The sequence below is a fragment of the Myroides phaeus genome, from assembly GCF_900099675.1.
GTDB classification, from domain to species: Bacteria; Bacteroidota; Bacteroidia; order Flavobacteriales; family Flavobacteriaceae; genus Flavobacterium; species Flavobacterium phaeum.
Map to the genome: position 1 here is coordinate 1 of NZ_FNDQ01000013.1, position 14,062 is coordinate 14,062.

Sequence of the window (14,062 nt, forward strand, 5' to 3'; positions counted from 1 at the left end):
AAAGTATAATCTCGTTGACTACGCTTTTCCCTTGTGTTTTCTGTCTCTTTCATAAATAAGTCTATTTTGTGTAAACCTATTTTAGGACGGGACACAGACATAAAAAAAGCCATCTGGAGTACAGATGGCTTCTTTTGCAAGTTTTTATAGTTTATTGGATAACACCGATACGGTTATCTTTAATTTTGGCATTGTCTTTTAATGCTTTCATAACTCTCATTTGAGCCATGTTGCGAACACCATTTTCAACTTTAGCTTTGTAGCTGTTGTAGTTTGGTAATTCAGGAGCATTAGCAACGTTTTTAGTTTTTACCATATAAACTCCTTTTGCCCCATCAATTAGGTTAGAGTTTTGGTTAACTGCAGTTGCGAAAGCTGTACCTACTACTAATGGTTCGTTTCCGATATTAGTGATAAGTGGAGCATTTAAGCTAACTTCAGATACAGAAGCGATAGATGCTTTAGAATTAGCAGATACCTCTTCTATAGTTTTACCAGTCATTTTTTGTTTAATGATTTGAGCTTTTTTCTCGTTCATTAAGATTGGCTCAATGAATGGTTTTACTTCTTCGATTGGCATTAAACCTGTATCGTTTTTAGATTTTAATTTAACGATGATGTGTCCATCAGCATTATCAAATCTTTTGATAGTACCATCTTTTGTGTCTTTGTTAAAAGCCCAAGCAACAATACTTCTTTGGTTTCCTACACCAGGTAAGAACTCTTCAAAAGGACGAACAGTTACGTCATTTTGAGTATCAAAACCTAAACCTTTAGCAGTCATGATGAAGTCATTAGCAGAAGCTGCGTCTTGTTCTAATGTAGTAGCTTTAGTGAATAACTCATCAGCAGTTGCGTCAGATACTTCAATTTTTAAAGCAACAGTAGCTAATTTAGCACCTTCTTTTTTATTGATAACTTGGATTACGTGGTAACCAAAATCAGTCTCAACTAAACCAATTTTTCCAACAGGATTATTAAAGATAAAGTCGTTAAATGGCTTAACCATTTGTCCGTTTGGAATATCTTCATATTTTCCACCGTTGTTTTTAGATCCTGGATCTTCTGTTTCAACAGTTGCAACAGCTGCAAATGTAGCAGGAGCTTCTTGAACTTTTTTCAAGATTTCTTCAGCTTTCGCTTTAGCTTCTTCTTTAGTTCTTGTTGAACCAGGAGCAGCAGATCCTGCGTAAGTGATTAGGATATGAGCAGCGTCAACTCTTTGACCTGGTTTTTTGTCTAGTAATCTAGAAACACAGTAGTAGTCTCCCATAACATATGGACCAAATACTTGACCAGGTTGTAAGTTAAATAACTCTTCTTGGTATTCTAACGGAAGATCTTTCTTAGCGTAGTATAAACTATCGAATTTAATATCTGAGTTTGCGTTTACGAAAGACTCAACATCTTTAATTGTTTTGAATCCAGGAATAGTGTCGTTTTTCTTAGTTTCAGCATTATATTGAACTCTTGGTTGTAATAGAGATTCAATAGTTTCCTTTACTGCATCTTTATCAGAGTCAGAAGGTTTACTTGCTAAGAAAGCATATTGTAATTCACGAGTTGTTTCAGATTTAAATCTGTTCTCGTGTTTTTTCATATAATCTATGATAGCAGCATCAGAAACAGCAGCTTCCTCGTTGTTCACTGTAGAATAAGGTACAGTAACATAGTCAAAAGAAACTTTGCTATTATCAGCTAAGTAACTTGCTTTAGCTTCAGTTTGAGTAGTGTAGATTCCTCCTTGGATTAAAGAGAAATACATTTGCTCAAGACCTACTTTTTCAAGTTCTTTTTCGTAAGCTAACCACGCATTCCATTGCTCTTGTCCAGCTTGTTTCATCATTAAAACAAATTGGTTGAATTTGTTAACGTCAAACTGTCCTAATTGATTTAAGAATTCAGGATTATTAGCAAAGTTTGGGTTGTTTTTTACAACATTTACCAATTGGTCTTTACCAATGCGTAATCCTAATTTTTCGAACTCAGTAGTAAGTAAAATATTGTTTACTTCACTGTTCCAAACAGCCACACTTGCTTGAGTGTTACTCATTTGTCCGTTTTTCTCAGCTTGAGCTACTTTGTGTAAGAATTCTTGTGTGTTGATTTCTTCTCCGTTGATACTACCAACATTTCTTGATAGTCCACCTCCCGTGCTTCTTACTACGTCGCCAATAACGAATGCTAATAAAGCAATACCTATTACTGCAATTAACAGAGCGGATTTTTGTCTAATTTTTGATAAAACTGCCATGCTTTTTTATTATGTGTAATTTTTTTCAGTGAGCGAAAATACAATTATCTATTTAATAATAAAAGGAGTGATGCTATTATTTTACGACAATTCACATCTTTTTTCTTGTATTTTTAAATTAATTGTCTAATAATTTTTAATTCCGACTATATTGGAGCTTATAACTTATAATTTAGTAATGGTATAAGTACAAAAAAAAGGTGTAATCAACTATGATTACACCTTTGAGATATTGTTACTTATTATTGTAATTATCCATACGTTTTGCAAACTTCCTTCTGAAGAAAAACATGAAGATTGCTACTCCAGCTATTATAAAGTTTAACCAGAAGTTGTTTTCTCCTTTGCTTATTTTATCGATTGCATCATATATAAATAGTGCTGCAATAACTAAGTAGAAGAAAGGTATAATTCTTAATGCTTTCATATTAATTCTGTTTGTTTATGCTTTCAACATAACTATTAGTTGCTTTTACTGTTTTTAATTTACTATCGAAGTCAATTCCAATTCCTCTTGTAAAGTTTTCTTTGTCAGTAGAAGCTTTATATTTTCCTTCTGTAAAGAACCATTCATTTTTTTGATCAAAATATAATTGGTCTGATTCAAGTTTTTTACCATCATGTGTTGTTATAACAACATTTCCTTGCAAGTCTATTAGTTCTGTTTTTGTATAACTAATAGCGTAATCTGCAACAACAGTATTTTTGTTGTTATCAGCATCAAAAAAGGTAAGATGAACTCCTTTAGGAAATTCAGTAAAAGGATATTTAACATTGCTATAGTCTAACATCGTAGGGCTTAGTAATATAGCTTTTACTCTACCTGAATCGATATATTGTAAACGCATATTCTCTGCTTCACCAGCTGGAAAGAAGGTGACTTTGTTTATTTTTTGTATTTCTTTAAAATTACTCTCACAAGAGAATAAGCAAAAAGAAAATAAGATAAATAAAAGAATGCTTATCGATTTATTTATGTATTTCATTTTATGATAATGAATAGATATTATTCAAAACGTCTTCTTTTGAACCAAAGGTCGTTCATTGAGAAGCCAACATACATACTAAAGTAGTTTTCTCTTGTAAGACCATTAGTCTTAGTACCTCTCGATCCGTATTCAAATCCGATGTTTAAGTTAGTAAAGCTTCTTCCAATAGGGAAACCAAAACCTGCGTTTACAGCCATGTCATTGATTGCTTTATCGTTCAATACTAAACCAGTATTTTCGTATCTAATACCTGCTCTATAAACAATTCTATCAAAATAGCTTGTAAAAGAGTTGTATTTAGGAATATAGAAACCTCCAACTGAGAATTTATTCGAATTTTCAAATGATGAAATAGAAGATGTATTCCAAGAATCGGCTAACTTACTATTTTCTGTAAATGTATATTGTGCTCCTACAAACCATTTGTGCTCTTTACCAAAACCAAGTCCCATAGCTAAAGCCTGAGGATTTGTAATTTTTCTGTTGCCATCAATAATAGTTTGTGATTCGATCACTTGGTTTAATCTTACAAGCTGTAATTTAGTTAGGTTATCATTAGACCATTTTGTTTGTGGGCTATATGTTACGTTAGCTTGCCAATCGTATTGTTTAAATTTTCCAGTATATTGTACTGAAGTTTTTAAAGATACACCTCTGTAATTCAATTCTTGTAATTCTCTTGAAACTGTTTGTAGGGGCGAACCATCGCCTATATTAGCAATATTTCTATAGGCCTCATTTGTGATATTTCCAAAGTGATAACCAGCATCGATACCTATGTGTATGTTAGGAGTAACTTCATAACCAGCTCCTAAAAACACTTTATTTACTCCACCATTACCTTCAAAAGAGTTTTTAATAAGTTGATTTTGGTCGTTTTTATATTGACCATTTATTTTATATCCAACATTAGAAAATGGTGTTAATCCAAATACAACACCAACTTTTTTAGCGATAGGAAAACCTACAGCGATATAGTCTAATGTTTGTCTTTTTGCTTTATTATTGGAATCATCAGATGCAAAGTCATAGAATTTAGCTGTTGCCCCAAGTGAGAATGTTGTAAGTTTAAGCTTACCAAAAGATGCTGGGTTATTTAAGTTGATGTGAATACTATCTGCGTAAACACTTGTTCCACCCATAGCTTTATATTCATTCGTACCACTGTTATTAACATTACCTATTCCGTAAAAAGAATAGGGAGAAGCGTTGCCTTGTTGTGCCATTGCAATGGAACCACAAATAAGGCTTAGGCTAAGGAAGATTTTTTTTATCATTTTCAATTATGTATTGATATAAAGAGTTCATACTCTCTAAAAGAAAGTTTGAATTAGCAAATATTACATTTTTTAATCTTTTTGCCAAAAAAAGTGTATCTCCTCCGGTCAAAATAACGGTTAATTGAGGATATTTTTTTTGGTATTCAGCGATTACACCATCTATTTCTGTTGTAACACCATTTATGATACCTGAGTGTATAGCATTTGTTGTTTGATCTCCAATCAAATAATCTATATCTTCTGGATGTAGCAAAGGTAACTTTTCTGTGTAATCATTTAGCGATTTATATCGCAACATTAACCCAGGGGATATTGCACCACCTAAATATTCGTCATTATTATTTATAAAGTCATAGGTAATGCATGTACCTGCATCAATCACTAAACGATTTTCTTTAGGAAATTGCATTACCGAACCTGCAGCGAGAACCATTCTGTCTATGCCCAATGTGTTTGGAGTGACATATAAATTTTTAAAAGGGAAGCTACTTTTATGAGATATAACGATAAGATTGGTATTTTGTTTTAACCAATTGAAAGTTTCTTCATTAATTTTTCCAACCGAAGATAGGATGATTTGTAGTTTTTCGTGTTCTGTTGAAATTTTTTTTAAAAAAAAATCAACTTTTTTTTCATCGTCAAAAAATAGAGTTTCAGAAAACCTATTGTTTTCAAACTTAGCTATTTTCGTTCGAGTATTGCCTATGTCAATGGCTAAAATCATGCGTTTTTTTTAAGTTTAGCAAAGGTAATGAATGATTTTTTTCTAAAAAAGTTTTGGAAGAAAGAAAAACTGTTCTATATTTGCAACCGCTTAACAGAACAACATTGTTCAATACTAAAAGCCAATTGGTGCCTTAGCTCAGTTGGTAGAGCAAAGGACTGAAAATCCTTGTGTCCCTGGTTCGATTCCTGGAGGCACCACTAATTTAGCTTTTAGTAAGTAGTTTTAAAACTGGTGCCTTAGCTCAGTTGGTAGAGCAAAGGACTGAAAATCCTTGTGTCCCTGGTTCGATTCCTGGAGGCACCACTAATTTAAAACATGGTAAGCTCACTGGTGCCTTAGCTCAGTTGGTAGAGCAAAGGACTGAAAATCCTTGTGTCCCTGGTTCGATTCCTGGAGGCACCACCACTAAAAGCCGATACAGTAATGTATCGGCTTTTTTGTTTTAATTGTCCTTCCTAAAATAGGTTTACAAAACATAGGTTTATTTGGGATCAGGCACAAAAGTTGGGGAGGAAGTTGTAAAATAATATATTTGCATCATGATGGATAGCAAAGAAATACTAAAACTAATCCTACCTGAGTACTTGGTAGAGCACTTTAATATTACAAAAGTTGAAGAATTAAATAGTCGTTTAGATATTTACTTCGAAGAAAAAAAACGATTATGGTCATCAACTTCCAGATAAACAATTAGTTTCCAAAGGATTTTATGGGTCAAGCACAAAAGTTGTGTTTACGCATAAAGTTTAGCTAATCTGTAAAGGAAGAAATCAATATTTCTGACGCCTCTAAATTGCGCTCTGAAAGGCTTTTATGGATACTTCTAAATAGAGTTCTTAAAGGCTTTATTTATGGGGGTGTAATATATAAGGTAAGTAATGGGGAAGAAGGGCGTAAAAAGGCTCTATTGCCTTCTATTGGGTAATGATCATTATAAGGAGGGATTACTCCAATTTAAAAGTAGATTGCTATTTGAATTGAATTGTAGATAATAAAAATAAAGAAAGGCTACTCATTAAAATGAGTAGCCTTTCGTGTTATTTAGTTAAAGCATTTACTTGTAAAGTTTGTCTTTTAACCTCAAATTCTAATTCAGTTATTTTAGTTTGAAGTTTTAAAAGTTTTCCTTTTCCTTTTAATTCATCGATTGGAGTAAGTTTCCCTAAAGCTTTCTTTTGTGTGAATTTAATGTTTTCTGCATTAAATTTATCTTGAGCTTTATGAAGCTTAGCAGTAGTTTTCTCTAATTTCTTTTGGCTTTTAATTATATCATTTTGTTTTTTAATAGCCAGTTTTTGTTCTTTTTCTGTTTGTTTTTGAGCTTTTAATTCTGCTTTTTGCTTTTGAGCTTCAATTTTTTGTTGTTGCTTTAATTTTTTAGCAGCGTCAAGTTCATTTTGTACTTTTAGCTCTTCAATTTTTAAATCTGTAGCAACTGCGTTTTTAGCGTGTTCTAATTCTTCAGTTGTCTGTAGTTGTTGGATAGCATTATTAGTTGTAGGAAGCTCTTTAGAAAGTTCTTGAGCAACCATTGTGCTAGTTGTAGTTGCGAAAAGTATTGCAACTAAAAGCATCTTCTTTTTCATTTTTTTATTGTGAGTTTTTATTATGTTCTTTTTATTGTGGCGTTACTTACCACTCATTAATTTTATTAGCATCTAATTTTAAAAAGATAAAAAGTAGAACTGTGAATGCCATTAAACTCGACCCTCCATAAGAGAAAAAAGGTAATGGAACTCCAATTGTAGGGAATAAACCAATTAGCATTGTAATATTAAAAGCAAAATGTATAAAGAGAAAACATACTACACAATATCCATATACCCTGTTAAAAGTTTTCTTTTGTCTTTCTGCTAAGTATATTAATCTAAAGAATAATCCTACAAATAAAACGATTACAACTGTTGCTCCTGTAAAGCCCCATTCTTCACCAACTGTTGTAAAAATATAATCAGTATGCTGTTCTGGAACAAAACCACCTTTTGTTTGTGTTCCTTCTAAAAAGCCTGTACCTGACCAACCTCCTGAGCCGATAGCAATTTTTGATTGATTTAAATTATATCCTTCAGCTTGTAAATTTACTTCTTCTCCAATTAAGACATTTATTCTGTCTTTTTGATGGGACTCAAGAACGTTATCATAAACGTAATCTACTGAAAGGACAAAAGTAGTCATTATTGCTGTTAAAATAATGTAAAAAACGGGGTTTCTTGTGATTTTTTTATTCATATAAAAATGAATACTTACAGCTATAATGATTAAGGTGATAATTATTATTGGCTTAACTACAAGTGCAAGTACGAATAGAATAATAGCAATAAAACCAGTCCATAAGTACCAACTTGGCAAACCTTCTCTGTATAAAACAAAAACAAGAGATACGAATAACATAGCACTTCCTGTATCGTGTTTTAAAATAAATAGGGTAGGTATACCAACAATTGCTAAAGCTGCAATTTGCTCTTTAAATGTGGCTAAATGAGTTTGATTGTCTGAGAGGTATTTAGCCAATAGTAATGCAGTTGTAGTTTTTACAAATTCTGATGGCTGTATACCAAAACCTCCTATTTGATACCAGTTAGTTTGTCCTTTTACGGATTTACCAAAAAAGAATAATCCAAGTATTGATAGTAGTCCTATTACATAAAATACCAATGCATATTTCTCATAAAATTTCGCGTCTATTGAGACAATTAAAATAATAAGAGGAATACACATAATTATAAACATTAATTGTCTTCCATATATTTGTTTAAGATCAAAGATAGAAGTTGTCTCCGCAGGTAAAGAGGCAGAGTAAATGTTTATCCAACCAGCAAACACTAATAAAACATATATTAGTATCGTAATCCAGTCAATATTTTTTTGAACACTTACATTTTTCATTTTTTATGTGCTTTCTCTGTTGCTCTATATAATTGAAGAACCCTATCGTACTCTGATTGTAAGCTACCTTTTAACATTTTATCTTCAAGATCTTTTCTTACAATTTCTTTTAATAAATATTTTTGAATCATTAAACTTGTTATCGGAGCTGCCCAGCGATTTCCCCAGTATCCGTTTTCAATGAATACAGCAATTGCAATTTTAGGGTCCTCTTTAGGAGCAAAAGCAACGAACACTGAGTGGTCTGTTAATTGATAACGTTTACCATTAATTCTGGTAAAGTTTTCTACCGTCCCTGTTTTACCACACATATCTAAACCGTCAACATATACGGATCTACCAGTACCAAAATTAAATACATCATTCATTCCTTGTACAATCGGTAAGAAATGCTGAGGATCAATAGTTGTTTGGTGTTTAGTAGTGAATTTATTGTCAATATCGTGATGTTCAATGTTCTTGATGATATGAGGTGTATAGTAGTAACCGTGGTTAGCTACGGCAGCCATCATATTAGCAAGTTGCATTGGAGTTAGTATAACCTCACCTTGTCCGATGGAGTTAGAAATTGTTGTTGTACTTCTCCATCCTCCATTTGGATACCATCTATTATAGTAATCAGCATCAGGAATATGCCCTTTTCTTCCTTCAGGCAAGTCATAACCTAAAAATTGGCCCAAACCAAAGCTATGTAGATGCTCACTCCATTTATTAATCCCTACAGTAGGAGATTTATATTTTTCAATTACACGTTTATAAGCATTGGCAAAATAAGTATTACAAGATTTTGCAATAGCAGTATTTAAGTTCCAATTACCTGAATCGTGACAGCCCATCCACGCGCCCTTTCCATAATAGAAACCTCTATTACAACTAAAGGTAGTTTGCGGTGTTATTACGCCTTCTTGTAATCCAATTAATGCTGTAAGGATTTTAAAAGGAGATCCAGGAGAATATTCTCCTGATAATACACGATTATATAACGGTTTAGCTAAAGAATCATTATATAATTTAGTGTAATTTTTTGACCTTTCACGTCCTACAAGTAGAGAGGGGTCGTAACTTGGAGCATTAACAAGCGCTAATATTTCGCCTGTTTTAGGTTCAATTGCTACTATTCCTCCTCTTTTATTTTGCATTAAAAGCTCTCCATAAGCTTGTAATTCACTGTCTATTGTAAGGGTTATATCTTCTCCTTTAACAGCTAAAGTATCATATATACCATTTTTAAACGAGCCTATTTCTCTATTAAAGCGATCTCGTTGTATATATCTAACCCCTTTAGTACCTCTAAGTGTTTCTTCATATTGTTGTTCAATTCCTTGAATACCTATTAAGTCACCCGATTTGTAGTATGGATTAGATTTAATATTTTGTTCGTTAACTTGTCGTATATATCCAAAAATATTTGCTCCAGAAGAAACTTGGTAGTCTCTTAAGTTACGTTTCTGAATATAAAAACCTTTAAAGTTTCTGATTTTTTCTTGAAATGCAGCATACTCTCTTTTATTCAATTGTGGTAAGAAAATAGAAGGTAAACGCGGACTGTATTTTTTTGCTTTTTCAAGTTTAGTATTAAACGTTTCTATAGATACGTCTAATAAGTTACAAAGGGCTAAAGTGTCAATGTCTTTAACTTCCCTTGGAATAACCATAATATCATAAGACGGTTGGTTTGCTATCAATAATTTGCCATTACGATCAAAAACATAACCTCTTTCAGGATATTCATAGACTATTTTTAGTGCGTTATTTTCTGATTTTTTGATATATGTATCATCTACAACTTGTAAATAAAATAGTCTTGATAGAATTACAATTGTAACAGTTACAATTATAATTGGCAATAACAATTTTCTCATTTCTTAGATGGTTTAATCAAAAATAGAATTAAAATACAAGCTAATAGAGTAGTGATTGTTGTAAGTAATGTTCTGTACAAGATTTCCCAAACGAAATTAAATCTAAAAAACTCTAATCCGAATAATACAATATGATGAATAACTACAGATATAACAATATATCCCATTACTTCTAATGATCTAAAAAGATCTTTAGTTACTTTTTTGATAATGTTTAAGTTGTGATATTGATAACTAATACCAAAAGAAAATTTTAGTACAGAAGGTCTGAAAAAAGCAAGAATTAAGCTTGAAGCTGCGTGAATTCCTCCAGAGTTTTCAAACATATCTACTACTAAACCTAACATAAAACTTGCTATATAAAATATAGGTTTTGAGTTTTCTGAAGGGTAAAGTATTATGAATAGGATATAGGGAAAAGGGTTGATAAAACCAAACAGATCAATATTGTTAAATATTAAAATCTGTGCGATTAACAACACTATAAATCGAGCAATATTTGAAAATGCAATACTATTCATTTGTAGTCTCCTCTTCAAGTTGATTAATTTCTTCTAGATCTTTGTTAGTGATAACATAGATGTATCCTAAGTTCGTCATATCATTGAATAAGCGAACTGAAATGGTGAAGTAGTTTGATGTTTCATTTGTATATGCTTTATCAATTACACCAATAGGAATATTCTCAGGAAAAATAGTTGAATCACCACCAGTAACGATAGTATCTCCTTTGTAGATCTCTGCTAATCTTGGTATATCTGATAAATGCACATATCCAGTGTTTTTACCATCCCATTCTAAAGTACCAAAGTGATTAGAACCCTTAATTTTAGCATTAATCTTAGATTTAACGTTTAAGATACTTTGTACAGTCGAATAGTTGTTTGAAGTTCTTTCAATGATACCTAAAACTCCATTACTATTAATAACGGCCATGTTTTTTTCGATACCTTGCTTAGAACCACCTTTAATAGTGATGTAGTTTTCTTTTGTATTAAAGGTATTGCGGATTACTTTGGCTACAATAATAGAAAACTCCTGCCTTTCTAAAGGCATGAGTTTCTTTATTTCAACAGAATCTTGTTCTGATGTACTATTGTAAACAATTGATTTTAAAAGTGCATTTTCTAAAACAAGAGCATCATTCTCTGTTTTTAAGTGCATATATTCTTTAAAATCATTTACATTTTCATAGACATAACCAGTCACACCATTCGCTGAACTAATAAAAGAACTCTGATGAAAAGAGTGTGTTTGAATTATTAATCCGAATGATATGACTAAAAGCAGCAAAAACAGTAGCTTAGTACTGTTTTTTATAAAGAAATTGATTATTTGCTGCATAAGTTATTTTTATTTGATCAATACACTTTTGTATTTATCAAGATTTTTAATAGCTAAACCTGTTCCTCTTACTACTGCTCTTAATGGGTCTTCAGCAATGTAAACAGGCAAATCTGTTTTTTGTGAAATACGTTTGTCTAAACCTCTTAACATTGATCCACCACCTGCTAAGTAAATACCTGTATTATAGATGTCAGCTGCTAATTCAGGTGGAGTTTGAGATAACGTTTCCATTACAGCATCTTCTACACGTTGAATAGACTTATCTAAAGCTTTAGCAATTTCTCTGTACGATACAGTTACTTGTTTTGGTTTACCAGTAAGTAAGTCACGACCTTGAACTAACATATCTTCAGGTGGAGTTTCTAAATCCTCTGTTGCGGCTCCTATTTGAATTTTTATTTTTTCTGCTGTACTCTCTCCAACAAATAAGTTGTGTTGTGTACGCATATAATAAATAATATCGTTTGTAAATACATCACCAGCAATTTTTACTGATTTATCACAAACAATTCCCCCAAGAGCTATTACAGCAATTTCTGTTGTTCCTCCTCCGATATCAACAATCATGTTTCCTTTAGGTTGCATAATGTCAACACCAATACCTATTGCAGCAGACATAGGTTCGTGTATTAAGTAAACCTCTTTACCATTCACACGTTCACAAGATTCTTTTACAGCACGCATTTCTACTTCAGTTATACCTGAAGGGATACAAACGATCATACGTAATGCAGGCGTAAACATTTTTTTTCTTAATGAAGGAATGCTTTTGATAAAGAGGCTTATCATTTTTTCTGACGCATCAAAATCAGCAATTACACCATCTTTTAAAGGGCGGATTGTTTTGATATTACCATGTGTCTTCCCCTGCATCAAACTTGCTTCTTTCCCGACAGCAATAATTTTTCCCGTTGTTCTATCTCGGGCTACAATAGAAGGGTTGTCTACAACCACTTTTCCATCGTGTATGATTAGAGTATTCGCTGTTCCTAAGTCGATCGCGATATCCTCAGTCATAAAATCAAAAAATCCCATACAATTAAAAGGCTTTTATAGTTAATATAATTTGTGCGTTACAAAAGTAATAAATTAATGTTTAAAATGACGAATTCCTGTAAGTACCATTGCGATATTATTTTCATCACAATAATTAATACTTAAGTCGTCTTTAATAGAACCTCCTGGTTGGATTACAGCTGTTATTCCTGCATTTCCTGCAATTTCTACACAATCTGGGAATGGGAAAAAGGCATCACTTGCCATTACTGCTCCTTTTAAATTAAAATCAAAAGAGTTTGCTTTTTCAATAGCTTGGCGCAATGCATCTACACGTGATGTTTGTCCTGTTCCTGAAGCGCATAATTGACCGTCTTTTACTAAAACAATTGTATTTGATTTAGTGTGCTTACAAATTTTAGAAGCAAATAATAAATCATCTACTTCTTTTGTAGAAGGAGATAATTTAGTAACGGTTTTCAAGATGTCTTTATTGTCTGTAATATTGTCTTTGTCTTGAACTAAGATACCATTCAAACAAGTACGAACTTGTTTTGTAGGGAGTTCTATATCGTTTAAAACTAAAATAATTCTATTTTTCTTTTCTTGTAAAATTTCAATTGCTTTTTCATCAAATGATGGAGCAATTACTACTTCACAGAATAATTTGTTTATTTCTTCTGCTGTTTCTACATCTATTTTGTCGTTAGCAATCAAAACACCTCCAAATGCAGATGTAGGATCTCCTGCTAAAGCATCAAGATAAGCTTGTTTCATTGTTGCTCTTTGAGCTACACCGCAAGCATTATTGTGTTTTAATATCGCGAATGTTGGTAATCCTCCTTTAAATTCATTCATTAAATTAACAGCAGCATCAACGTCTAATAAATTGTTGTAAGACAATTCTTTTCCGTGTAATTTTTGAAATAACTCGTCAAAATTACCAAAGAAGTGTCCTTTTTGATGTGGGTTTTCCCCATATCTTAATTCGTTTCCATTATCAATACTGATTTTTAATGTAGTTTCTTCTGCATTAAAATAATTGAAAATAGCACTGTCATAGTGAGAAGAAACGTGGAATGCTTTAGTAGCTAATAATCTTCTTTCAGCAAGACTTGTTCCTCCATTGTTGTTTTGTAACATTTGTAAAAACAAATCATATTCTGTTACAGAGGCAACAATTACTGTATCTTTAAAATTCTTAGCAGCAGCTCTAATTAAAGAAATACCTCCAATATCAATTTTTTCTATAATATCAGCTTCTACAGCTCCTGAAGCCACAGTTTTTTCAAATGGATATAAGTCAACAATTACTAAGTCTATTTGAGGAATATCAAATTCTTTCATTTGAGCAATATCTCCTTCGTGATCTTGTCTGTTTAATATTCCACCAAATACTTTTGGGTGTAAGGTTTTAACTCTTCCTCCTAAAATTGAAGGATAAGAAGTTACGTCTTCTACTGGAACTACAGGAATTCCTAATTCTTTAATGAAAGTTTCTGTTCCTCCTGTTGAGTAAATAGTTACATTGTGCTTGTGTAACTCCTTAACAATCGGCTCTAAACCGTTCTTATCAAAAACGGAAATCAATGCCGATTGAATTTTTTTAATTGTGTTCATGTTGTGTGTGTGTGTTTTAGTAAAAAGCAAAAGTAACCATTGTAAGTCTATTAATCAAAGTTTAATCTGCAACTTTTTGACTATTATTTTTCTTTTTTTAC

Annotated in this window: 13 protein-coding genes and 3 tRNA genes; 4 read left to right on the forward strand and 12 right to left on the reverse strand. The window is 32.1% G+C overall.

The genetic code is table 11. The annotated features are described in order from the left end of the window. Positions 1-151: 151 nt before the first annotated feature. The 5 genes from BLT46_RS07930 to BLT46_RS07950 all read right to left on the reverse strand — a co-directional run bounded on the left by BLT46_RS07930 (position 152) and on the right by BLT46_RS07950 (position 5,247). Positions 152-2,254: a peptidylprolyl isomerase gene (locus tag BLT46_RS07930; RefSeq protein WP_090408849.1), complete on the reverse strand. Its 2,103-nt coding sequence runs from the start codon at positions 2,252-2,254 to the stop codon at positions 152-154. A 235-nt stretch (positions 2,255-2,489) separates the two neighbouring features. Continuing rightward, complete coding sequence (locus tag BLT46_RS07935; protein ID WP_090408851.1) at positions 2,490-2,681, reverse strand: hypothetical protein; 192 nt, start codon at positions 2,679-2,681, stop codon at positions 2,490-2,492. Position 2,682: 1 nt separating this feature from the next. Further along, positions 2,683-3,240 carry an LPS export ABC transporter periplasmic protein LptC gene (lptC, locus tag BLT46_RS07940; RefSeq protein ID WP_090408853.1) on the reverse strand — a complete coding sequence of 186 codons (558 nt, stop codon included), beginning with the start codon at positions 3,238-3,240 and terminating at the stop codon, positions 2,683-2,685. A gap of 20 nt (positions 3,241-3,260) precedes the next feature. Then, positions 3,261-4,520 (reverse strand): BamG family beta-barrel-assembly machinery protein, encoded by a 1,260-nt coding sequence (locus BLT46_RS07945; RefSeq protein WP_090408855.1) that lies wholly within the window; start codon positions 4,518-4,520, stop codon positions 3,261-3,263. After that, positions 4,498-5,247 (reverse strand): type III pantothenate kinase, encoded by a 750-nt coding sequence (locus BLT46_RS07950; protein ID WP_090408858.1) that lies wholly within the window; start codon positions 5,245-5,247, stop codon positions 4,498-4,500. The genes BLT46_RS07945 and BLT46_RS07950 overlap by 23 nt, the downstream gene beginning before the upstream one ends. Before the next feature lie 127 nt (positions 5,248-5,374). Here BLT46_RS07950 and BLT46_RS07955 point away from each other — a divergent pair. The 4 genes from BLT46_RS07955 (at position 5,375) to BLT46_RS07970 (ending at position 5,936) form a co-directional block, all read left to right on the forward strand. Further along, positions 5,375-5,447 (forward strand) — tRNA-Phe (locus BLT46_RS07955). A gap of 33 nt (positions 5,448-5,480) precedes the next feature. Beyond that, positions 5,481-5,553 (forward strand) — tRNA-Phe (locus BLT46_RS07960). Positions 5,554-5,579: 26 nt separating this feature from the next. Beyond that, positions 5,580-5,655, forward strand: a tRNA-Phe gene (locus BLT46_RS07965). 134 nt (positions 5,656-5,789) lie between these two features. Continuing rightward, on the forward strand, positions 5,790-5,936 hold the full coding sequence (locus BLT46_RS07970; protein WP_245722964.1) for a hypothetical protein: 147 nt from the start codon (positions 5,790-5,792) through the stop codon (positions 5,934-5,936). 351 nt (positions 5,937-6,287) lie between these two features. Here BLT46_RS07970 and BLT46_RS07975 read toward each other — a convergent pair whose 3' ends face one another. Genes BLT46_RS07975 through purH form a run of 7 tightly spaced genes read right to left on the reverse strand, consistent with a single transcriptional unit; the run spans position 6,288 to position 13,961 of the window. After that, entirely contained in the window at positions 6,288-6,836 is a 549-nt protein-coding gene (locus tag BLT46_RS07975) for a hypothetical protein (RefSeq protein WP_245722965.1), read from the reverse strand. Positions 6,837-6,882: 46 nt separating this feature from the next. Next, positions 6,883-8,136: a rod shape-determining protein RodA gene (gene rodA, locus BLT46_RS07980; protein ID WP_090408862.1), complete on the reverse strand. Its 1,254-nt coding sequence runs from the start codon at positions 8,134-8,136 to the stop codon at positions 6,883-6,885. Further along, positions 8,133-9,998, reverse strand: a complete 1,866-nt coding sequence (mrdA, locus tag BLT46_RS07985; protein WP_090408866.1) for a penicillin-binding protein 2 — start codon at positions 9,996-9,998, stop codon at positions 8,133-8,135. The genes rodA and mrdA overlap by 4 nt, the downstream gene beginning before the upstream one ends. Then, a complete protein-coding gene (locus BLT46_RS07990) occupies positions 9,995-10,519 on the reverse strand; it encodes a rod shape-determining protein MreD (RefSeq protein WP_090408881.1) in 525 nt (174 codons plus the stop codon). The genes mrdA and BLT46_RS07990 overlap by 4 nt, the downstream gene beginning before the upstream one ends. Continuing rightward, positions 10,512-11,342 (reverse strand): rod shape-determining protein MreC, encoded by an 831-nt coding sequence (mreC, locus tag BLT46_RS07995; RefSeq protein ID WP_090408884.1) that lies wholly within the window; start codon positions 11,340-11,342, stop codon positions 10,512-10,514. Before mreC ends, BLT46_RS07990 begins: the two co-directional genes overlap by 8 nt. A 9-nt stretch (positions 11,343-11,351) precedes the next feature. Further along, on the reverse strand, positions 11,352-12,380 hold the full coding sequence (locus BLT46_RS08000) for a rod shape-determining protein (protein WP_090408887.1): 1,029 nt from the start codon (positions 12,378-12,380) through the stop codon (positions 11,352-11,354). Between the two features lie 54 nt (positions 12,381-12,434). Continuing rightward, entirely contained in the window at positions 12,435-13,961 is a 1,527-nt protein-coding gene (gene purH, locus BLT46_RS08005; RefSeq protein ID WP_090408890.1) for a bifunctional phosphoribosylaminoimidazolecarboxamide formyltransferase/IMP cyclohydrolase, read from the reverse strand. Between the last annotated feature and the right edge of the window lie 101 nt (positions 13,962-14,062).

What these genes read in the sequence shown, in the direction of transcription:
- purH (WP_090408890.1), bottom strand. Translation starts at nt 13,961, where the DNA reads ATGAACACAATTAAAAAAATTCAATCGGCATTGATTTCCGTTTTTGAT.
- rodA (WP_090408862.1), bottom strand. Translation starts at nt 8,136, where the DNA reads ATGAAAAATGTAAGTGTTCAAAAAAATATTGACTGGATTACGATACTA.
- lptC (WP_090408853.1), bottom strand. Translation starts at nt 3,240, where the DNA reads ATGAAATACATAAATAAATCGATAAGCATTCTTTTATTTATCTTATTT.
- BLT46_RS07990 (WP_090408881.1), bottom strand. Translation starts at nt 10,519, where the DNA reads ATGAATAGTATTGCATTTTCAAATATTGCTCGATTTATAGTGTTGTTA.
- BLT46_RS07930 (WP_090408849.1), bottom strand. Translation starts at nt 2,254, where the DNA reads ATGGCAGTTTTATCAAAAATTAGACAAAAATCCGCTCTGTTAATTGCA.
- BLT46_RS08000 (WP_090408887.1), bottom strand. Translation starts at nt 12,380, where the DNA reads ATGGGATTTTTTGATTTTATGACTGAGGATATCGCGATCGACTTAGGA.
- BLT46_RS07945 (WP_090408855.1), bottom strand. Translation starts at nt 4,520, where the DNA reads ATGATAAAAAAAATCTTCCTTAGCCTAAGCCTTATTTGTGGTTCCATT.
- mreC (WP_090408884.1), bottom strand. Translation starts at nt 11,342, where the DNA reads ATGCAGCAAATAATCAATTTCTTTATAAAAAACAGTACTAAGCTACTG.
- BLT46_RS07935 (WP_090408851.1), bottom strand. Translation starts at nt 2,681, where the DNA reads ATGAAAGCATTAAGAATTATACCTTTCTTCTACTTAGTTATTGCAGCA.
- BLT46_RS07970 (WP_245722964.1), top strand. Translation starts at nt 5,790, where the DNA reads ATGATGGATAGCAAAGAAATACTAAAACTAATCCTACCTGAGTACTTG.
- mrdA (WP_090408866.1), bottom strand. Translation starts at nt 9,998, where the DNA reads ATGAGAAAATTGTTATTGCCAATTATAATTGTAACTGTTACAATTGTA.
- BLT46_RS07975 (WP_245722965.1), bottom strand. Translation starts at nt 6,836, where the DNA reads ATGAAAAAGAAGATGCTTTTAGTTGCAATACTTTTCGCAACTACAACT.
- BLT46_RS07950 (WP_090408858.1), bottom strand. Translation starts at nt 5,247, where the DNA reads ATGATTTTAGCCATTGACATAGGCAATACTCGAACGAAAATAGCTAAG.